The sequence below is a fragment of the Variovorax sp. efr-133-TYG-130 genome (assembly GCF_030208835.1).
Lineage (GTDB): Bacteria > Pseudomonadota > Gammaproteobacteria > Burkholderiales > Burkholderiaceae_C > Variovorax.
Genome location: NZ_JARVTD010000042.1, coordinates 1 through 19,148, shown reverse-complemented (window position 1 = coordinate 19,148; position 19,148 = coordinate 1). Strand labels below are relative to the sequence as shown.

17 protein-coding genes and 1 pseudogene are annotated in these 19,148 nt (G+C 69.6%); 9 read left to right on the top strand and 9 right to left on the bottom strand.

All coding sequences use genetic code 11. The annotated features are described in order from the left end of the window. Positions 1-3 precede the first annotated feature (3 nt). The 4 genes from QRN67_RS30610 (at position 4) to QRN67_RS30595 (ending at position 3,387) form a co-directional block, all read left to right on the top strand. On the top strand, positions 4-1,149 hold the full coding sequence (locus tag QRN67_RS30610; protein ID WP_106936511.1) for an MGDG synthase family glycosyltransferase: 1,146 nt from the start codon (positions 4-6) through the stop codon (positions 1,147-1,149). Beyond that, positions 1,146-1,637 (top strand): hypothetical protein, encoded by a 492-nt coding sequence (locus tag QRN67_RS30605; protein WP_285414875.1) that lies wholly within the window; start codon positions 1,146-1,148, stop codon positions 1,635-1,637. The genes QRN67_RS30610 and QRN67_RS30605 overlap by 4 nt, the downstream gene beginning before the upstream one ends. Then, positions 1,634-2,182: a dual specificity protein phosphatase family protein gene (locus QRN67_RS30600; RefSeq protein WP_285414874.1), complete on the top strand. Its 549-nt coding sequence runs from the start codon at positions 1,634-1,636 to the stop codon at positions 2,180-2,182. The genes QRN67_RS30605 and QRN67_RS30600 overlap by 4 nt, the downstream gene beginning before the upstream one ends. An 86-nt stretch (positions 2,183-2,268) precedes the next feature. Next, the gene (locus tag QRN67_RS30595; RefSeq protein WP_285414873.1) at positions 2,269-3,387 is read left to right on the top strand and encodes a zinc-binding dehydrogenase; all 1,119 of its coding nucleotides are present in this window, start codon (positions 2,269-2,271) and stop codon (positions 3,385-3,387) included. A 283-nt stretch (positions 3,388-3,670) separates the two neighbouring features. Here the strand turns inward: QRN67_RS30595 and kdpE are convergent, their stop codons facing one another. The 9 genes from kdpE to QRN67_RS30550 all read right to left on the bottom strand — a co-directional run bounded on the left by kdpE (position 3,671) and on the right by QRN67_RS30550 (position 12,413). Continuing rightward, positions 3,671-4,369 carry a two-component system response regulator KdpE gene (gene kdpE, locus QRN67_RS30590; protein ID WP_081267486.1) on the bottom strand — a complete coding sequence of 233 codons (699 nt, stop codon included), beginning with the start codon at positions 4,367-4,369 and terminating at the stop codon, positions 3,671-3,673. Positions 4,370-4,373: 4 nt separating this feature from the next. After that, entirely contained in the window at positions 4,374-7,127 is a 2,754-nt protein-coding gene (locus QRN67_RS30585) for a DUF4118 domain-containing protein (protein ID WP_285414872.1), read from the bottom strand. A gap of 14 nt (positions 7,128-7,141) precedes the next feature. Next, on the bottom strand, positions 7,142-7,273 hold the full coding sequence (locus tag QRN67_RS30580) for a hypothetical protein (RefSeq protein ID WP_267898697.1): 132 nt from the start codon (positions 7,271-7,273) through the stop codon (positions 7,142-7,144). Next, positions 7,263-7,586, bottom strand: coding sequence for a hypothetical protein (locus QRN67_RS30575; RefSeq protein WP_285414871.1), 324 nt, complete (start codon positions 7,584-7,586; stop codon positions 7,263-7,265). The genes QRN67_RS30580 and QRN67_RS30575 overlap by 11 nt, the downstream gene beginning before the upstream one ends. Before the next feature lie 67 nt (positions 7,587-7,653). After that, positions 7,654-8,265, bottom strand: a complete 612-nt coding sequence (kdpC, locus tag QRN67_RS30570) for a potassium-transporting ATPase subunit KdpC (RefSeq protein ID WP_285414870.1) — start codon at positions 8,263-8,265, stop codon at positions 7,654-7,656. Between the two features lie 13 nt (positions 8,266-8,278). Continuing rightward, on the bottom strand, positions 8,279-10,381 hold the full coding sequence (gene kdpB / locus QRN67_RS30565) for a potassium-transporting ATPase subunit KdpB (RefSeq protein WP_106936506.1): 2,103 nt from the start codon (positions 10,379-10,381) through the stop codon (positions 8,279-8,281). A 13-nt stretch (positions 10,382-10,394) separates the two neighbouring features. Continuing rightward, positions 10,395-12,194, bottom strand: coding sequence for a potassium-transporting ATPase subunit KdpA (gene kdpA / locus QRN67_RS30560; RefSeq protein WP_285414869.1), 1,800 nt, complete (start codon positions 12,192-12,194; stop codon positions 10,395-10,397). Position 12,195: 1 nt separating this feature from the next. After that, positions 12,196-12,294: a K(+)-transporting ATPase subunit F gene (gene kdpF, locus QRN67_RS30555; protein ID WP_019657711.1), complete on the bottom strand. Its 99-nt coding sequence runs from the start codon at positions 12,292-12,294 to the stop codon at positions 12,196-12,198. Then, positions 12,291-12,413: a hypothetical protein gene (locus QRN67_RS30550; RefSeq protein WP_267898696.1), complete on the bottom strand. Its 123-nt coding sequence runs from the start codon at positions 12,411-12,413 to the stop codon at positions 12,291-12,293. The genes kdpF and QRN67_RS30550 overlap by 4 nt, the downstream gene beginning before the upstream one ends. A 250-nt stretch (positions 12,414-12,663) precedes the next feature. Between QRN67_RS30550 and QRN67_RS30545 the strand changes: the two genes are divergently transcribed. The 5 genes and pseudogenes from QRN67_RS30545 to QRN67_RS30525 all read left to right on the top strand — a co-directional run. After that, entirely contained in the window at positions 12,664-13,773 is a 1,110-nt protein-coding gene (locus tag QRN67_RS30545) for an efflux RND transporter periplasmic adaptor subunit (RefSeq protein WP_285414868.1), read from the top strand. Beyond that, positions 13,770-16,850 (top strand): MexW/MexI family multidrug efflux RND transporter permease subunit, encoded by a 3,081-nt coding sequence (locus tag QRN67_RS30540; RefSeq protein WP_285414867.1) that lies wholly within the window; start codon positions 13,770-13,772, stop codon positions 16,848-16,850. Before QRN67_RS30545 ends, QRN67_RS30540 begins: the two co-directional genes overlap by 4 nt. After that, on the top strand, positions 16,847-18,286 hold the full coding sequence (locus tag QRN67_RS30535; RefSeq protein ID WP_285414866.1) for an efflux transporter outer membrane subunit: 1,440 nt from the start codon (positions 16,847-16,849) through the stop codon (positions 18,284-18,286). The genes QRN67_RS30540 and QRN67_RS30535 overlap by 4 nt, the downstream gene beginning before the upstream one ends. A 35-nt stretch (positions 18,287-18,321) precedes the next feature. Next, positions 18,322-19,017: a helix-turn-helix transcriptional regulator gene (locus tag QRN67_RS30530; protein ID WP_285414865.1), complete on the top strand. Its 696-nt coding sequence runs from the start codon at positions 18,322-18,324 to the stop codon at positions 19,015-19,017. A gap of 40 nt (positions 19,018-19,057) precedes the next feature. After that, positions 19,058-19,148: pseudogene (locus QRN67_RS30525) on the top strand (superoxide dismutase [Fe]); the annotation flags it as partial.

Sequence of the window (19,148 nt, the reverse complement as noted above, 5' to 3'; positions counted from 1 at the left end):
TTCATGACCAAACTCCTGATCCTCAGCGTGAGCGCCGGCAACGGCCACGTGCGTGCAGCACAGGCGCTTGCCGCCACCGCCCAGACCCTCGCCCCGCCCTGCACGGCGGTCCACATCGATGCGATGGCCCATGTGGCCGGCGGCTTTCGCAAGGTCTACACCGACTGGTACATCCAGCTCGTGAACCGGGCCCCCGAGCTGTGGTCGTACCTGCACCAGCGCACCGACACCACGCCGCACCACGCACCATCGCAACGCCTGCGCCGCGGCATCGAGCGGCTGAGCACCGGCGCGCTCGTGAAGGAAATCCGCCGCGAGCAGCCCGACGCCGTCATCTGCACCCACTTCCTGCCCGCGGAACTGCTGATGCGCGAACGCAACCGCGGCCGCATCGACTACCCCGTGTGGCTGCAGATCACCGATTACGACCTGCACAACATGTGGCTCGTGCCGGGCATGACCGGCTACCTGGCCGCCACGGAAGAAGTGGCGTTCCGCCTGCGGGCGCGCGGCATTCCGGCGGACCGCATCCACGTCACCGGCATCCCCGTGATGCCGGCCTTCTCCGAGCCCGATGCACCGGCGCTCACGCGCAATGCCTGCGCGGCCGAGCTGGGCCTCGATCCTTCGCGGCCGGTGCTGCTGATGGCCTCGGGCGGTGCGGGCGTGGGCGACCTGCCCAGCATGGTCGAGCGCGTGCTCGGCCTCGGCGGGGAAGGCAACTTCCAGGTCATTGCCGTGGCGGGCCGCAACGTGGAGGCATACGGCAAGCTAGAGGCGCTGGCCAGGCGCCACCCGGGGCGCGTGGTCGCCGTCGGCTTCACCAACGAAATGCACAAGATGATGGCCGCGTCCGACCTCGTCGTCACCAAGCCCGGCGGGCTCACGGTGTCGGAATGCCTGGCGCTGGGCAAGCCGATGCTGCTGATCTCGCCCATCCCCGGGCAGGAAGAGCACAACGCCGGCTTCCTGATGGAAGAAGGCGCCGCGTGGCTGGCCTACGACGCCATCGGCCTCGACTACAAGGTGGCGCGCCTGATGGCCGACACCGCAAAGCTCGCGAACATGGCGGCCCGCAGCCGCGCGCTGGGCAAGCCGCAGGCCGCGCGCGCGGTGCTGCAACACGTTCTGTCGGGCAGCGCCGCATGAACCGCGACACCGAAAACACCGGCGTGGGCCGCACGCTCGGCTATCTCGCCTGGGTGGCCGTCATGGCCTTCTTCTTCGCCAATGCCGAGATCCAGATCGAAGGCGGCGCCGGCTGGGCCACGTCGCTGCCGACCTGGCGCATCGAGAACAGCATCTGGCTCGACATCTTCTGGGGCGGCCGCGCGATGACGGGCTACCACGCATGGGTGTTCACCTTCATGGCGCTGGTGTTCTTCTCGCCGCTGGCCTTCAACGGCCGCTGGACGTGGCGCAACGTCGGGCTCGCGGTGGCGGGGCTGATCGTGTTCTGGGTCTGCGAGGACTTTCTCTGGTTCATCATCAACCCGGCCTTCGGCTGGGCGCGCTTCAACCCGGTCGACGCGTTCTGGCACAAGCACTGGCTGTGGGGCGCGCCGGTCGACTACTGGGGCGGCCTCGCGGTGGCGCTGCTGATCCTCACGGTGCGGCACTGGAAGCGCAAGCCATGAGCGCGGCTGGCGGCGACGACGACGAAACGCGCCCCGGCCACTGGGCCGACCCGCTCGACGAACTGCACGTCGAGAACCTGCACCGCATCACGCCCACGCTGTACCGCAGCGCGCAGCCCCGGCGCACCGACATGGCCGCGCTGCGGTCGCTCGGCATCCGCACCGTGGTGAGCCTGCGCTCGTTCAACGACGACAAGAAGGTGTTCGCCGGCACCGGCATGCGGCTGGTGCGCGTGCCGATCAACACCTGGTCCATCGACGATGCCAAGGTGCTGCGCGCGCTGCTCGCCATCCGCGAGGCGCAGAAGCAGGGCCCGGTGCTGATCCACTGCATGCACGGCGCCGACCGCACCGGCGTGATCGCAGCGGTCTACCGCATGGCCGTGCAGGACTGGGACAAGGACAGCGCACGCCACGAGATGCTGCGCGGCGGCTACGGCTATCACACGCTGTGGCGCAACATCCCGCGCTACATCGAGCGGCTCGACCCCGCGAAGATGCGCCGCGCGCTGGCCCATGCCCCCGTGATTCCCGTGGTGTCCTGAAGGCGCCAGCGGCTTCCGAACCCCGCTCCTATACTGGCCGCCCCGTGGCCGATGGCCATCTGCGAAGCTTCACGAAGGGCTCTTCCATGGCACTCCAAATCCGCTCCCTCGTTCGCGCGAACGGCGAACTCGAACTCTCTCTGCACGACGATCCGATCCCCGAGCCGCAGGCCCACGAAGTGGTGATCCGCGTCGAGGCGTCGCCCCTGAATCCGTCGGACCTGGGCCTGCTGTTCGGCGCCGCCGACATGAGCACCGCCAAGGCCTCGGGCACGCCCGAGCGCCCGGTCGTCACCGCCACCGTGCCCGAGCGCGCGCTCCCCGCGATGGCGGCGCGGCTCGACCAGTCGATGCCGGTCGGCAACGAAGGCGCGGGCGTGGTGGTCAAGGCCGGATCGTCGCCGGCCGCGCAGGCGCTGCTCGGCAAGACCGTGGCGGCCATCGGCGGCGCGATGTACTCGCAGTACCGCTGCCTCGCCGCCGCCCAGTGCCTGGAACTGCCGGACGGCACCACGCCGGCCGAAGGCGCATCCTGCTTCGTCAATCCGCTGACCTCGCTGAGCATGGTCGAGACCATGTGCATGGAGGGCCACAAGGCGCTGGTGCACACGGCCGCCGCGTCCAACCTGGGCCAGATGCTCAACAAGATCTGCCAGAAGGACGGCATCGCGCTCGTCAACATCGTGCGCAAGCAGGAGCAGGAAGACCTGCTGCGCGGCCTGGGCGCGAAATACGTGTGCAACGCCACCTCGCCCACCTTCCTCGAAGACCTGACGCAGGCACTGGTGGAGACCGGCGCCACGCTGGCCTTCGACGCCACCGGCGGCGGCAAGCTGGCCGGGCAGATCCTCGGCTGCATGGAAGCGGCGCTGAACCGCACCGCCAAGGAATACAGCCGCTACGGCTCGACCACGCACAAGCAGGTGTACATCTACGGCGGCCTTGATCGCTCTCCCACCGAATTCGTGCGCAACTTCGGCATGGCGTGGGGCATGGGCGGGTGGCTGCTGTTCCCGTTCCTCGGCAAGCTCGGCGATGCCGGTACGCAGCGCCTGAAGGCACGGGTCGTCGCCGAATTGAAGACGACGTTTGCCAGCAAGTACACGCGCGAGGTGTCGCTGGTGGAAATGCTGCAGCTTGATGCGATCGGGGTGTACGGGAAGCAGGCTACCGGTGAGAAGTTCCTGCTGAATCCGAACAAGTGATCGTGGTCTCCGGGTAAAGCGCCCGGTACACGGTACGGCGCGGTCGGCCCCACTATGCCGGCCCTTCGGGCTCCCCTGCGGTGCTCACGTTTCGCGGGGTCTCGCAGAACTCGCCTTCGGCTCAAACAGCTGCGAGCCCTGATCCGCGAAACGCTGCGCTCCTCGGCGGCACAGAGGGGCCCGCCCACACCGCACCGCGTACCGGGCTCTGCCGGGAGGTTGATGCCGGCTGCCCTCACCACAGCCCTCTAGCTGGCAGCAGCCAACGCAGTGCACCAAAAACTTAGACCACCAGCCGATACCCCACGGCCGTCTCCGTCAGCAGATGCCTCGGCTGCGCCGGATCGGCCTCCAGCTTCTGCCGCAGGTGCCCCATGTAGATGCGCAGGTAGTGGCTCTGGTCGGTGTGTGACGGTCCCCACACTTCGCGCAGCAGTTGGCGTTGCGTCAGCACGCGGCCGGCGTTTGCGACCAGCACCGACAGCAGCCGGTATTCGGTGGGCGTCAGGTGCACCTCGACGCCTGAACGCCGCACGAGCCGCGCCGCGCGGTCGAACTCGATCTCGCCGAAGCGGAACAGCGCGTCGGCCGGTTCGTCGTTGCCGCCGCCCGCGGCGCGGGGGCGCCTGAGGTTGGCCCGCACGCGCGCCAGCAGTTCGCCGGTGCCGAAGGGCTTGGTGAGGTAGTCGTCGGCGCCGGCGTCGAGGGCGGCGATCTTGTCGGCCTCGTCGGTGCGCGCCGACAGCACGATGATCGGCACGGCCGACCAGCCGCGCACGTCGCGGATCAGCGAGACGCCGTCGCCGTCGGGCAGGCCGAGGTCGAGCACCAGCAGGTCGGGCTGGCGCGTGCCGGCCGCCGCCAGGCCGTCGCGCAGGGTGCCGGCTTCGTGCACCAGCCAGCCCTCGGCCTCGAGCGCGCCGCGCACGAAGCGGCGGATCTGCGGCTCGTCTTCGATCACGATGGCGGTAGGGGCTGGCATGGCTTCAGAGTTGGGCTTCGGCGGATTCGGGCGGCTCGCGGCGCGGCAGCGTGACCGTGAATTCTGCACCGCCGCCGCGCGCATTCGCGGCAGTGATCTCGCCGCCGTGCGCGCTCACCACCGCCTTGCAGATGGCCAGGCCCAGGCCGACGCCCGGCGTCGCCGATTCGGCCTCGCCGCGCGTGAACTTGTCGAACAGCTTCTGCTCGTGGCCGAGCAGCGCGGCGGGCAGGCCCGGGCCGTGGTCGCGCACGGTGAGCACCAGCGTGCCGGGCTCGGCCCGCGCGCCGACTTCGATGGGCGGCGCGCCGTACTTGGTAGCGTTCTCCAGCAGGTTGACGAGCACGCGCTCGATCAGCACCGCGTCGAACTCGACCAGCGGCAGCCCGGCGTCGAGCGCGGTGCGCACGACGGTGTCGCCCAGCGAGGTGCGCGCCGCGCGGATGGCCGAGCCCACGACCTCTTCCACCGACTGCCAGTCGCGCCGCAGGTTGACCGCGCCGCCGGCGATGCCGCTTTCGAGCCGCGCCATGTCCAGCAGGTTGTTGACCAGCGCATGCAGCTCGTGCGCCTGCGCGACGATGGCGCGCGCGGCGTTGTCATGCTCCTCGGGCGGCAGGGTCTGCAGCGACTCGGCCAGCGCGATCAGCGCGGTGAGCGGCGTGCGCACGTCGTGCGAGATGGCGCCCAGCAACGCGTTGCGCAACCGTTCCGATTCCATCTCCACCACCGCCTGCTGCGCCACCTCGACGTAGTGCACCCGCTCCAGCGCGATGGCGATCTGCCGCGCCAGCGTGTCGAGCTGCTGCGCCTGCTCGGGAATGAGCAACCAGCGCGGCTGCGCGGGCGAAAGCGCCAGCACGCCGCGCACGCGCATCGGCGCGCGCAGCGGCACGTAGTGCCAGGGCTGCGCGGCCAGCGTGGCGGTCGCCAGGCCGGCCGGCTGGCCGTGGCGGAAGGCCCAGTCGGCCACCTGCGGATCGAAGCCCTCGGGCGGGTGGTCCGGCATCACGAGCTGGTCGGCAGCGTCGGTCACCAGCACCAGCGCATGGCCGCCGAAATGCCCCTGCACGGCGGCCGTGCCGAGCGTGACCACCTGCGAGCTTTCGAGCGCGGCGGAGAGCTCCCGCGTCAGCTCGAACAGCGAACGCGCGCGCCGCTCGCGGCTGGTCGACACGCCGGCCGCGAAGCGCAGCCCGGCCGTGAGCTGCCCCACCAGCAGGCCGACGCCCAGCATGATGGCGAAGGTCAGCACGTACTGCACGTCGCTGACCGCGAACGACATGCGCGGCGGCACGAAGAAATAGTCGAAGGCCGCAACGTTGAGCAGCGCCGCCAGCGCCGAAGGCCCGCGCCCGAAGCGCATTGCCACGCCCACCACGCCCAGCAGGAACAGCATGACGATGTTCGACAGCTCCAGCACGCGGGCCAGCGGCGTGCACACCAGCGTCAGCGCAATGCTGGTGGCGGTGGCCCAGGCGTAGGCCGGCCAGTAGGTGGGTGCCTTCTCGTGGTCGTCGCTGTCGATGCGCGCACCTTCCAGCGGCGCGCGCGACAGGCGGCGCGAGCTGTCGGCCGGCGCGACTTCCATGATGTCGAGCGTGGGCGCGCGTTGCGCCAGCGCGCGCGACAGCGTCGGCGACGCGGCCGCCGGCCACCAGCGCCGCCAGCCCGCGGCCGGCTCCGGGCGCCCGAGCACCAGCGTTGCGCAGTTCAGGCGCCGCGCCTGTTCGGCGAGCTGCTCCGCCACGTCGGAGCCGGTGAGCACCGCCGTGGCGGCGCCCAGTTCCTCGGCCAGCTTGAGCACGGCGAGGATGCGGTCGCGCTCGGCGGCCGCCAGCCTTTGCAGGCGGGGCGTCTCGACATACACCGCATGCCACCGCACATTGAGCTGGCCCGCGAGCCGCGCGGCGGTGCGCACCGTCTGCGCAGCGCCTTCGTGCGGACCGACGCAGGCGAGGATCGCGCCCGAGGTGTTCCAGGCCTGCAGGCCGCGCCCTTTTCCGTTGCCGCCGGCGCCCGGCCCCGACTGCTCCACGCGCCAGCCGCGCACGTCGTCTTCCACGTGCTCGGCGGTGCGCCGCAGCGCAATCTCGCGCAGCGCAATGAGGTTGCCCTTGCGGAAGAAGTTCTGCGCCGCGCGCTCGGCCTGCTGCGGCAGGTAGACCTTGCCGGCCGCGAGCCGCGCCGTGAGCTCGTCGGGCGTGACGTCGACCAGCACCACCTCGTCGGCCTCGTCGAGCACGGTGTCGGGCACGGTCTCGTGCACCCGCACGCCGGTGATGGCGCCGACGGTGCCGTTCAGGCTCTCCAGGTGCTGCACGTTGAGCGCCGACCACACCTCGATGCCGGCGGCCAGCAGCTCCTGCACGTCCTGCCAGCGCTTGGCGTGGCGCGAGCCGGGCGCGTTGGTGTGGGCCAGCTCGTCGACCAGCAGCACGGCGGGCTTGCGGGCCAGCGCGGCGTCGAGGTCGAATTCGGCGAGGGTGCGGCCCCGGTGGGCCAGCTCGCGCAGCGGCAGCGCGTCGAGCCCCGTGAGCAGCGCGGCGGTCTCGCTGCGGCCGTGGGTCTCGACCACGCCGATGAGCACGTCGCGGCCGGCGGCGCGCTCGCGCTGCGCGGCGCTCAGCATGGCCCAGGTCTTGCCGACGCCCGCGCTGGCGCCGAAGTAGATGCGCAGCTTGCCGCGCTGCGCGCGCGCCTCGTCGCTGCGCAGTTGCGCGAGCAGGGCGTCGGGGTCGGGGCGGTCGTCGAGCATGGGTGGCGCGCAGGTTATCGCATCGGAGGGTCCTTGCGGCGGTCCGCGTGCCGCCGCGCGGTGCGCGAGAGCACCCACCAGGCAAAGCCCAGCGGCACGAACAGCGCCGCCATGGCCAGCAGTGCCAGCAACAGGTCAGTGACCATGGCCGAGGCCGCAGCGCGCGAGGTGATCGCGCCAGCTCACGAGCCGGCCGATCTCGCCCGAAGGCACGCACTCGATCAGGCGGTGCAGCACGTCCGCGTAGCTGCCGATGGGCAGGCGGATCATCAGGCGCACGCAGGGCGCATCGCTTTCCTGCGTGCTGCAGGCGTGCAGCAGCGGCTCGCAGCGCACCACGCCCGCGTCGGGGCAGCCGGCCATGCTGCGGCGCACGCGCAGGGCGTCGGCGCAGCAGACGGTGACGTCGAGCACGTAGTACGGGCCTTTTGCGCCCTGCCTGCTGTTCGGCTTGCTCATGAGTGCGTGCGTTCGCGGCACGCCGGGGTGTTCTCGGTAGGCGGCATAGGCCATGGCTTGTTTCTCCTCAACGGGGCGTCGAAGGACTGAAGGAACCTGCAAAAGCGTCGAGCGCGATGTTCAGCGCGAGCACGTTGACGCGCGGCTCGCCCAGGAAGCCCCACTTGGGGCCCTCGGTGTTGTCGGCGATCAGCGTGTTGACGCGGTCCACCGGAATGCCGCGCACGCGCGCCACGCGCGCAGCCTGGTAGCGCGCGGCGGCCGGGCTGATGTCGGGGTCGAGGCCGCTGGCCGATGCGGTGACCAGGTCGACCGGCACCGGCGCGGTGTTGCCCGGGTCGGCCGCGCGCAGCGCTTCGACGCGCGCCTTCACGGCGTCGGTCAGCGCGGGGTTGAGCGGGCCCTGGTTCGAGCCGCCGGAGGCCACGCCGTTGTAGGGCTGCGGCGCGGTGGCCGACGGGCGGCCCCAGAAGTGCTTCGGATCGCTGAAGTTCTGGCCGATGAGCTTCGAGCCCACCGTGGTGCCGTCGAGCACGACCAGGCTGCCGGCCGCCTGCGCGGGGAACACCGCCTTGGCGGCGCCGGTCACGGCCATCGGATAGATCAGGCCGGTGAGCGCGCTCAGCAGCACGAAGAGCACGAGCGCGGGGCGGGCGATGTTGCCGCTGTTGTTGTTCATGATGGAAAACTCCTCAGACGAGATGGACGACGACAAGAAGCCAGTCGATCAGCTTGATGCCGATGAAGGGCACCAGCAGGCCGCCCAGGCCGTAGATGGCCAGGTTGCGGCGCAGCAGCGACGCGGCGCCCACGGGCCGGTAGCGCACGCCCTTCAGTGCCAGCGGAATCAGGAACACGATGACCAGCGCGTTGAAGATCACCGCGCTCAGGATGGCCGAGGACGGGCTAGCCAGGCGCATCACGTTCAGCGCGCCCAGTTGCGGATAGGTCGACACGAAGATCGCCGGAATGATGGCGAAGTACTTCGCCACGTCGTTGGCAATTGAGAAGGTGGTGAGCGAGCCGCGCGTCATGAGCAGCGCCTTGCCGGTCTCCACCACTTCCAGCAGCTTGGTCGGGTTGGAGTCCAGGTCGACCATGTTGCCGGCCTCCTTGGCCGCCTGCGTGCCGCTGCCCATGGCCACGGCCACGTCGGCCTGCGCGAGCGCGGGAGCGTCGTTGGTGCCGTCGCCGGTCATGGCCACCAGGCGGCCTTCGGACTGGTACTGGCGGATGAGCGCCAGCTTGTCCTCGGGCGTGGCTTCGGCCAGGAAGTCGTCCACGCCGGCTTCGGCCGCGATGGCCGCCGCCGTGAGCTTGTTGTCGCCGGTGATCATCACCGTCTTGATGCCCATGCGGCGCAACTCGGCAAAGCGCTCCTTGATGTCGGTCTTGACGATGTCCTTGAGCTCGACCACGCCGAGCACGCGGTCGCCTTCGGCCACGGCCAGCGGCGTGCTGCCGCGGCGCGCGGTTTCCTCGGCCGCGCGCAGCACCTCGGGCGCCATGCTGCCGCCGAGCGCTTCCACGTGGCGGCGCACCGCCTCGACCGCGCCCTTGCGCAGCAGGATGTCGTCGGTGTCCAGGCTGTTGGGCGCGGCCGGCAGGTCGACGCCGCTCATGCGGGTCTGCGCGGTGAAGGGCACGAAGCGCGCGCCCTCCACGGCGGTGGTGTCCAGCCCGTCGCGGCGGGCCAGCTCGACGATGCTGCGGCCTTCGGGCGTCTCGTCGGCCAGCGACGAGAACATGGCGGCGCGCGCCAGCCGGGCCTTGGTGATGCCGGGCGCGGGCAGGAAGGCCGTGGCCTGGCGGTTGCCGTGCGTGATGGTGCCGGTCTTGTCGAGCAGCAGCACGTCGACGTCGCCGGCGGCTTCCACCGCGCGGCCCGAGGTGGCGATCACGTTGGCCTGCATCATGCGGCTCATGCCGGCCACGCCCACGGCCGACAGCAGCCCGCCGATGGTGGTCGGAATGAGGCACACCAGCAGCGCGACCAGCGCGGTGAGCGACACCACGGTGCCGGCGCCGGCGGCTTCCACGCTGAAGATCGAGAATGGCAGCAGCGTGACCGTGACCATCAGGAACACGATGGTCAGCGCCACCAGCAGGATGGTCAGCGCGATCTCGTTGGGCGTCTTCTGGCGCTTGGCGGCCTCGACCATGCCGATCATGCGGTCGAGGAAAGACTCGCCCGGATTCACCGAGATGCGCACCACCAGCCAGTCGGACAGCACGCGGGTGCCGCCGGTCACGGCAGAGAAGTCGCCGCCCGATTCGCGCACCACGGGCGCCGATTCGCCGGTGATGGCGCTTTCGTCGACCGAGGCCACGCCTTCGATCACTTCGCCGTCGAGCGGGATCACGTCGCCGGTCTCGACCAGCACGACGTCGCCCTTGCGCAGGTTGGGCGCCTGCTCAGGCAGCCACTGGGCGCCGTGATGCGGCTCCTGCAGCTTCTTGGCCCAGGTGTCCTTGCGCAGGCCGCGCAGCGAAGCGGCCTGCGCCTTGCTGCGGCCCTCGGCCAGGGCCTCGGCGAAGTTGGCGAACAGCACGGTGAACCACAGCCAGATGGTCACGGCCAGCACGAAGGCGGGCTTCATGCCGGTGTCGCCCGGGAAGCTCAGCGCATGCACCCAGAGCACCGTGGTCAGGATGCTCCCGATGTACACGATGAACATCACCGGGTTGCGCCACTGGGTGCGCGGGTCGAGCTTGGCGAAGGCGGCCCACAGCGCGGGCTTGACCAGCGCCGCGTCGAACAGCGAAAGAGATGTCTTGGTATTGGCAGTAGTCATGTGGCGCTCCTTCTCATTTCCAGAGCACGAGGTGTTCGACGATCGGCCCCAGGGCCAGCGCCGGCACATAGTTGAGCAGGCCGACCAGCAGCACCGTGCCGATCAGCAGGGAGACGAACAGCGGGCCGTGCGTGGGCAGCGTGCCGCTGGTGACGGGCAGGCGCTTCTTGGCGGCCAGCGCGCCGGCCACGGCCAGCACCGGCACGATCATCGCGAAGCGGCCGAGCCACATCGCCAGCGCGAGCAGGCCGTTGTAGAAAGGCGTGTTGGCCGACAGGCCCGCGAAGGCGCTGCCGTTGTTGTTGGCGGCCGAGGTCAGCGCGTACAGGATTTCGGAGAATCCGTGCGCGCCCGGGTTCGCGATGCCGGCCTTGCCGGCGCCCGCGATCACCGCCACCGCCGTGCCCGCCAGCACCAGCACCGGCGTGACCAGGATGGCGATGGAGATCAGCTTCATCTCGCGCACCTCGATCTTCTTGCCGAGGTACTCGGGCGTGCGGCCGATCATCAGCCCGGCGATGAACACCGCGAGCATCGCGAAGATCAGCATGCCGTACAGGCCCGAGCCCACGCCGCCGAACACCACCTCGCCCAGCTGCATCAGCACCATCGGCACCATGCCGCCCAGCGGGGTGAGCGAGTCGTGCATGCCGTTGACCGCACCGCACGAGGCGGCCGTGGTGATGGCGGCGAACAGCGACGAGGCATCGATGCCGAAGCGCACTTCCTTGCCTTCCATGTTGCCGCCGGCCTGCAGCGCGCTCGACACCTGGTCCACGCCCAGCGAGGCGAACAGCGGGTTGCCGGCCTGCTCGGCGGGCGTGATGACCATCACCGCGATGACAAACATGATCGTCATCGCCGCGAGCACGGCCCAGCCCTGGCGCATGTCGCCGACCACGCGGCCGAAGGTGAAGCACAGCGCGGCCGGGATCAGGAAGATCGCGATCATCTGCAGCAGGTTCACCAGCGCCGTCGGGTTTTCATACGGATGCGCCGAGTTGGCGTTGAAGAAGCCGCCGCCGTTGGTGCCGAGCATCTTGATGGCTTCCTGCGAAGCCACCGGGCCCATGGCCAGGGTCTGCGTCTTGGTGGTGGCGTCTTCCATCACCGGCTGGCCCTTCTCGTCCTTCAGGGGCTGGCCGTCGGCGCCGTTCTTCGGCTGCTGGAAGGCGGTGGTCTCCAGGGTGCTCACTTCCTTGTAGGCGTCGAGGTTCTGGATCACGCCCTGGCCCGCGAAGATCATCGCGAGCACGAACGAGATCGGCACCAGCACCCACAGCGTGATGCGCGTGACGTCGGCCCAGAAGTTGCCGACCAGGCCCTTGCCGTCGCCGCGCCGGGCAAAGCCGCGCACCAGCGCGAAGGCCACCGCGATACCGGTGGCGGCGGACAGGAAGTTCTGCACCGTCAGGCCGAGCATCTGCGTGAGATAGCTCATGGTCGACTCGCCGGCGTAGCCCTGCCAGTTGGTGTTGGAGACGAAGCTCACCGCGGTGTTGAAGGCCGAGTCGGGCGACACGGCCGTCATGCCCGCGGGGTTCAGCGGCAGCCAGCCCTGCAGGCGCTGCAGGGCGTAGAGAAAGATCGCGCCCAAGGCGTTGAAGGCCAGCAGCGCGAGCGCGTAGCGCAGCCAGTGCATCGACTGCCCGGGCTGCGTGCCGGCGAGCTTGTACAGCGGCGCCTCGACGCGCTGCATCCAGCGCGGCACGCGCTCGTCGCACAGCGCGGCAAGGAACTTGCCGACGGGCCAGGCCAGCACCAGCAGCGCGGCCAGGAAAAGGGCCAGCAGGCCCCAGGCGGAGGAAGTCATTTCAGAATTCCTCCGCGCAGATCAGCGCGAACACGAGGTAGGCGAAAAGCACCACGGCGATCAGCGCGCCGAAGCCATAGAGAACTTCGAGGCTGATCATGACGGCGCTCCGTCGGTCTTGTTCGATGGCTTCGGTGCGTCGAGCCTGTTCAGCCCCACCACCATGGCCCCCACCACGGCCCAAAGCGCCAGCAAGGCGCCCATCCAGACGATGTCCATGCATCACTCCTGCAAACGAGAAAAGATGGGCTTCAGTCTCGGCAGTCGTGCGTCAAAACGGGGGAAAGAGTGAAGGTACGGCCGTAAAGAAAGCGTAAAAAACGGGCCGTCGCCTCGCGGTGCCGACGTGGCTTCAGGTGTTCGCTCGAATAGCCCCAGCCTATGACGGCCATTGCCACGCCTTCCTCGACAGGCAGCCGGCGCCATCAAATAATCAAATCACTTTCTTTGATTAATAATGGGCGTCGTAATGAACAAGCAATCAAGGGCGTGGCTGGGCGCTGGCCTGGCGACATTGGTACTGGGGGGAGCCGGCTACGGGCTCGTCACGAAGCTCGAGCCGGCACACGCGCAGGAAGCCGGCATGCCGCCGGCCAAGGTGGCCGTTGCCACCGCGCGGAAGACGGAGGTGGCGCGCTTCCTCAGCGGCATCGGCACGCTGGAGGCCAACCGGCAGGTCGAGGTGCCGGCCGAGGTGGAGGGCCGCGTCGCGAAGATCCTCTTCACGCCCGGCGGCCAGGTGCGCGCAGGGCAGCTGCTGGTGCAGCTCAACGACGCGCCCGAGCAAGGCGACCTGGAGCGCCTGACGGCCCAGCGCGCCAATGCGAAGGCGCTGCTGGAACGCACGCGCCGCCTGCTGCCGCAGCAGGCCGCCACGCAGGAACAGCTCGAACAGGCGCAGGCCGCCTTCGACCAGGCCAGCGGCGACCTGCGGCGCGCCCACGCCGTGCTGGAGCAGAAGCGCATCAAGGCGCCGTTCGACGGCGTGCTCGGCATCCGCCGCGTCAACCTCGGCCAGTTCGTACGGGCCGGCAATGCGCTGGTATCGCTCACCGACAGCCGCACGCTGTTCGCCAACCTCACGCTGCCGGAGACCGCACTGCCCATGCTCCAGCGCAACCAGCAGGTGGCGCTGTCGGTCGATGCGTATCCGGGCCGGGTGTTCCAGGGCAGGCTCAGCACCATCGAGCCGCAGATCGGCAGCGACACACGCACCGTGCGCCTGCAGGCCACCATCGACAACGCAGACGGCGCGCTCACGCCCGGCATGTTCGTCAATGGCAAGGTCGCGCTGCCTGCACGCACCGACGCCATCACCGTGCCCGAGACGGCCATCACCTACAGCACGCACGGCGACTCGGTCTTCGTGGTGCGGCCCGCGGAAAAGGGCGATGGCTTCACCGCGCAGCAGGTGTTCGTGAAAGCCGGCGAACGGCAGGATGGGCTGGTCGTGATCGAGAAGGGCCTCGCGCCCGGCGACAAGGTCGTCACCTCCGGCCAGCTGCGCCTGTACACCGGCGCGGCCGTGATGCCGACGGCCAAGGACACGCTGGCCCTCGCACAGGAAGCCAGGCCATGAAGTTCACCGATCTCTTCGTGCGCCGGCCCGTGCTGGCGCTGGTGGTGAGCACGCTCATCCTGCTGCTTGGCGCGGGTGCGCTGGGCGACCTGCCGGTGCGGCAATACCCGCTGACCGAGAGCACCACGCTCACCATCACCACGCAGTACCCCGGCGCGTCGCCGGAGCTGATGCAGGGCTTCGTCACGCAGCCGATCGCGCAGGCGGTGGCGACCATGGAGAACGTCGACTACCTGTCGTCGTCCTCCACGCTGGGCCGCAGCGTGATCAGCGTGCGCATGAAGCTCAACGCCGACGCCAACCAGGCGCTCACGCAGGCGATGGCGCAGGTCAGCCAGGTCAAGTACCGGCTGCCGGCCGAGGCCTTCGACCCGGTGATCCTGAAGTCATCGGGCGAGGCCACTGCGGTGGCCTACGTCGGCTTCTCGAGCAAGACGATGCCGATGCCGGCGCTCACCGACTACCTCTCGCGCGTGGTGCAGCCGCAGTTCGCGTCCATCACCGGCGTGTCGGGCGTCGAGGTCTCGGGCGGGCAGACGCTGGCGATGCGCGTGTGGCTCGACCCCAACCGCATGGCCGCGCGCGGCATCTCGGCCGGCGAGCTGGCCGACGCGCTGCGCCAGAACAACGTGCAGGCCGCACCCGGGCAGGTGAAGGGCTTGTACGTGGTGTCGAACATCCGCGTGAACACCGACCTGGTGAACGTGGCCGAGTTCCGCGACATGGTGGTCAAGCGCGACGGTGACGCCGTCGTGCGCCTTGGCGACGTGGCCACCGTGGAGCTGGGCGCCGCAAGCGCCGACAGCAGCGCCACGATGGACGGCGTGCCCGCCATCTACCTCGGCCTGCAGGCGGCACCCAACGGCAACCCGCTGGTGATCGTGAAGCGCATCCGCGAGCTGCTGCCCGGCATCAGGCAGAACCTGCCGCCCGGCGTGGAAGTGCAACTGCCCTTCGAGCTGGCTCGCTTCATCGAGGCTTCCATCGACGAGGTGCGCAAGACGCTGCTCGAAGCCATCGCCATCGTGGTGATCGTGATCTTCCTGTGCCTGGGCTCGGCGCGCGCGGTGCTGATTCCGGTGGTGACCATTCCGCTGTCGATGCTGGGCGCCGCCGCGCTGATGCTGCTGTTCGGCTTCAGCATCAACCTGCTGACCCTGCTGGCGATGGTGCTGGCCATCGGGCTGGTGGTGGACGACGCCATCGTGGTGGTCGAGAACGTGCACCGCCACATCGAGGAAGGCAAGTCGCGCGTGCAGGCCGCGCTGATCGGCGCGCGCGAAGTGGCCGGCCCGGTGATCGCGATGACGCTCACGTTGGCGGCGGTGTACGCGCCCATCGGGCTCATGGGCGGACTCACCGGCTCGCTCTTCAAGGAGTTCGCCTTCACGCTGGCGGGCGCGGTGGTGGTGTCGGGTGTGATCGCGCTCACGCTGTCGCCGGTGATGAGTTCGTTCCTGCTGCCGCAGGACGCCACCGGCAGCCGCATGGCGCGCGCGGCGGAGTCGTTCTTCCACAAGCTTGCAACGGGCTACGGCCGGCTGCTCGACGTGTCGCTGCACCACCGCTGGGTGACCGGTGTGTTCGCCGCGCTGGTGCTGGCGAGCCTGCCTTTCCTCTACAACGCGGCGCAGCGCGAACTGGCTCCTGGCGAAGACCAGGCCATGGTGCTCACGGCCATCAAGTCGCCGCAGCACGCCAACATCGACTACGTCGAGAAGTTCGGCAAGAAGTGGGACGAGGTGTTCGCGGCGCTGCCCGAGAACACCGGCCGCTGGCTCATCAACGGCTCCGACGGCGTGTCGAACAGCATCGGCGGCGTGCAGCTGTCCGACTGGAAAGACCGCAAGCGCAACGCCGACCAGATCCAGGGCGACACGCAGGGCCGCATGAACGAGGTGGAAGGCAGCAGCGTCTTCGCGTTCCAGCTGCCCTCGCTGCCAGGCTCCACCGGCGGGCTGCCGGTGCAGATGGTGATCCGCAGCGCGGGCGACCACCGCACCGTCTTCGAGGCCATGGAAGCGCTGAAGAAGTCGGCGCGCGACAGCGGCAAGTTCGCCGTGGTCGACAGCGACCTGGAGTTCAACAGTCCCACGGTCGAGATCCGCGTGGACCGCGCCAAGGCCAACAGCATGGGCGTGACGATGAAATCTATCGGCGACACGCTGGCGGTGCTGGTGGGCGAGAACTACGTCAACCGCTTCGGCATGGACGGCCGCTCGTATGACGTGATTCCGCAGTCGCCGCGCGAGCAGCGGCTGACGGCCGAGGCGCTCTCGCGCTATTTCGTGAAGAGCGCGAGCGGCCAGCCCGTGCCGCTGGCCAACCTGGTGCAGCTGTCGACCAGCGTGGGCCCCAACAAGCTCACGCAGTTCAACCAGCTCAACGCCTCCACCTTCCAGGCCATTCCGGCGCCGGGCGTGACTATGGGCGACGCGGTGGCCTTCCTGAGCGAAGAGGCGAAGAAGCTGCCGGCCGGCTTCAGCTACGACTGGCAGTCGGACGCGCGGCAGTTCACGCAGGAGGGCTCCGCCCTGGTGATGGCCTTCGTGTTTGCCATCGTGGTGATCTACCTGGTGCTGGCCGCGCAGTACGAGAGCCTGCGCGACCCGCTGATCATCCTGATCAGCGTGCCGATGTCGATTTGCGGCGCGCTGGTGCCGCTGGCGCTGGGCTTCGGCACCATCAACATCTACACGCAGATCGGGCTGGTGACGCTGATCGGGCTCATCAGCAAGCACGGCATCCTGATGGTGGAGTTTGCCAACGAGATCCAGATGCACAAGGGCCTCGACCGGCGCGCATCGATCGAAGAGGCCGCGCGCATACGGCTGCGCCCCATCCTGATGACCACGGCCGCGATGGTGATGGGCCTGGTGCCGCTGCTGTTCGCGAGCGGTGCGGGCGCCAACAGCCGCTTCAGCATCGGCCTGGTGATCGTGGTCGGCATGCTGGTGGGCACGCTGTTCACGCTGTTCGTGCTGCCCACCATGTACACGCTGCTGGCGCGCGACCACCGCGCGGCAGGCCGCTCGCGGCGCACGGCCGAACTCGATGCGCTGGCCGAAGGAGCATGACGATGAACCGACTCTTTTCATGCACAGCACCCTTTGCGTTGAGCCTGCTCGTGCTGGCCGGCTGCGCGGTCGGGCCTGAGTACACCGCGCCTTCGGATGCGCCGGTTGCCATCTCCGCGCCCGAGCGCTCGCTGTTCGCCGGCGACGCAGTGCAGCGCGACTGGTGGCGCCAGCTCGACGATCCGCAGCTCGATGCGCTGATCGACCGCGCGCTGGCCGCCAACCACGACATCCGCATCGCGCAGGCCCGGCTGCTCGAAGCCCGCGCTACGCAGACGGAAGCCGAGCTCGACCGGCTGCCGGTGGTCACCGCAGGCGCGAGCAAGACGCGCAGCATCGCGCAGGGCAACAACGGCCTGCAGCCCGATGCGCGCTCGCTCGCGCAGAGCAGCCGCGCGGGCTTCGACGCCTCGTGGGAAATCGACCTGTTCGGCCGGCTGAAGCGGCTCGACGAGGCCGCTACCGCGCGCGCCGAAGCCAGCGCCGCAGACCTGGAGCAGGTGCGCATCGTGGCCGTGGCCGAACTGGCGCGCAACTACTACGAGATGCGCGGCGCGGAGCAGCACATTGCCGTGACGCGCCGCACGCTCGACAGCCTGCGCCAGAGCCTGCGCGTGACCGATGCGCAGGTGCGGACCGGCCGCGGCCTCGAGGGCGACCTGGCGAGCGCGCAGGCCAACCTCGCGAGCACCGAGAGCCAGCTGCCGGCGCTCGAGACGACGCGCCGCCAGGCCGCCTACCGCGTCGCGGTGCTGGCCGGCCTGCGCCCCGCCGAGCTCGAACCGATGCTGCAGCCCCGGCCGCTGCATGCACTCGACAGGCGCCTGCCCGTCGGCGACCTGGCCGACCTGCTGCGCCGCCGGCCCGACGTGCTGCGCGCCGAGCGCGGCCTCGCGGCCAGCACGGCGGACGTGGGCGCGGTCACGGCCGAGCTGTATCCGCGCTTCGACATCGGCGGCTTCCTCGGTTTCATCGCCTTGCGCGGTTCCGACCTGGGAAGCTCGTCGAGCCGGGCTTTCAGCGTGACGCCCGGCGTGGGTTGGCCCGCCCTTCGGCTGGGCTCGGTGAAGGCCCGCGTGCGCGGCGCCCAGGCCCGCGCCGAAGGCGACCGCGCGCTCTACGAGCAGACCGTGCTGCGCGCCATCGAGGACGTCGAGAACGCCCTCGCCGGGTACGGCCAGAACCAGCTGCGGCTGCAGCGGCTGGTGGAGGCTTCGGCCCGCAGCGCCCGCGCCGCCGAACTGATCGAGGTGCGCTACCGCGAAGGCGCCGCGCCCTACCTGAGCGTGCTCGACGCCCAGCGTACCCTGCTGCGCGCGCAAGATGCCGTGGCCGAGGCCGAAACCGCCTCGTACACCAGCCTCGTCGCGCTCTACAAGGCGCTGGGCGGCGGCTGGCAAGCACCCGCGGTGGCAAGGGGAGGTCCAACCACCTGACAATGGACCCGTTTTCCTCCACGACCGAACCCGCCATGCCCGCCCCAGATGCCGCCAAGCCCACCTGGATGCCGCACCAGCCGGCAGACCGCATCCTCTCGACGCTCAAGACCCGCGGCGCGCTCGGCATTCCCGACATCGCCAAGGTGCTGAACGTCACCGTGGAAGCGGTGCGCCAGCAGATGGCCAAGCTGGAGGCTGAGGGCCTGGTCGACGCCGAGAGCCGCCCGATCGGCCGCGGCCGGCCCACGCAGATCTGGCGGCTCACCGGCGAAGGCCACAAGCGCTTTCCCGACACGCACGCCGAGATGACGGTGCAGATGATCAGCGCCGTCATCAGCGTGTTCGGAGAGAAGGGCATGGACCAGCTCATCACGGCGCGCGAGGACGCCATGCGCGCCAGCTACACGCAGGCCATGCGCGGCGCGCGCAGCCTGAAGACGCGGCTTGCGCGGCTGGCGGAAATCCGCAGCCGCGAAGGCTACATGGCCGAGTTCCGGCCCGAAGACGAGCAAGGCCAGGGCAACGGCTGGCTCTTCATCGAGAACCATTGCCCCATCTGCACGGCGGCGCAGGCCTGCAGCGGCTTCTGCCGCAGCGAGCTGCAGCTCTTCGACGAAGTGCTGGGGCCCGAGGTGACCGTGAGCCGTGTCGAGCATGTGCTCGCGGGCGCGCGGCGCTGTGCCTACCGGGTCGTGCCCAAGCCGGGCGCGTTGCCGGCCGACGAGTGAATCCGCTTTTTCTTTTTCAACAACCACGAAGGTAATCACGATGGAACACAAGCTCCCACCCCTGCCCTACGCCCTGGACGCACTGGCACCCGAGTATTCGAAGGAAACCCTCGAGTACCACTACGGCAAGC

Bases quoted from the DNA above. Each gene is read 5' to 3' on its own strand.
- kdpE (WP_081267486.1), bottom strand. From the start codon at position 4,369: ATGCCAGCCCCTACCGCCATCGTGATCGAAGACGAGCCGCAGATCCGC.
- kdpC (WP_285414870.1), bottom strand. From the start codon at position 8,265: ATGAACAACAACAGCGGCAACATCGCCCGCCCCGCGCTCGTGCTCTTC.
- QRN67_RS30580 (WP_267898697.1), bottom strand. From the start codon at position 7,273: ATGGTCACTGACCTGTTGCTGGCACTGCTGGCCATGGCGGCGCTGTTC.
- QRN67_RS30600 (WP_285414874.1), top strand. From the start codon at position 1,634: ATGAGCGCGGCTGGCGGCGACGACGACGAAACGCGCCCCGGCCACTGG.
- kdpB (WP_106936506.1), bottom strand. From the start codon at position 10,381: ATGACTACTGCCAATACCAAGACATCTCTTTCGCTGTTCGACGCGGCG.
- QRN67_RS30585 (WP_285414872.1), bottom strand. From the start codon at position 7,127: ATGCTCGACGACCGCCCCGACCCCGACGCCCTGCTCGCGCAACTGCGC.
- QRN67_RS30605 (WP_285414875.1), top strand. From the start codon at position 1,146: ATGAACCGCGACACCGAAAACACCGGCGTGGGCCGCACGCTCGGCTAT.
- QRN67_RS30545 (WP_285414868.1), top strand. From the start codon at position 12,664: ATGAACAAGCAATCAAGGGCGTGGCTGGGCGCTGGCCTGGCGACATTG.
- kdpF (WP_019657711.1), bottom strand. From the start codon at position 12,294: ATGATCAGCCTCGAAGTTCTCTATGGCTTCGGCGCGCTGATCGCCGTG.
- QRN67_RS30535 (WP_285414866.1), top strand. From the start codon at position 16,847: ATGACGATGAACCGACTCTTTTCATGCACAGCACCCTTTGCGTTGAGC.
- QRN67_RS30550 (WP_267898696.1), bottom strand. From the start codon at position 12,413: ATGGACATCGTCTGGATGGGCGCCTTGCTGGCGCTTTGGGCCGTGGTG.
- QRN67_RS30530 (WP_285414865.1), top strand. From the start codon at position 18,322: ATGCCCGCCCCAGATGCCGCCAAGCCCACCTGGATGCCGCACCAGCCG.
- QRN67_RS30610 (WP_106936511.1), top strand. From the start codon at position 4: ATGACCAAACTCCTGATCCTCAGCGTGAGCGCCGGCAACGGCCACGTG.
- QRN67_RS30540 (WP_285414867.1), top strand. From the start codon at position 13,770: ATGAAGTTCACCGATCTCTTCGTGCGCCGGCCCGTGCTGGCGCTGGTG.
- kdpA (WP_285414869.1), bottom strand. From the start codon at position 12,194: ATGACTTCCTCCGCCTGGGGCCTGCTGGCCCTTTTCCTGGCCGCGCTG.
- QRN67_RS30595 (WP_285414873.1), top strand. From the start codon at position 2,269: ATGGCACTCCAAATCCGCTCCCTCGTTCGCGCGAACGGCGAACTCGAA.
- QRN67_RS30575 (WP_285414871.1), bottom strand. From the start codon at position 7,586: ATGAGCAAGCCGAACAGCAGGCAGGGCGCAAAAGGCCCGTACTACGTG.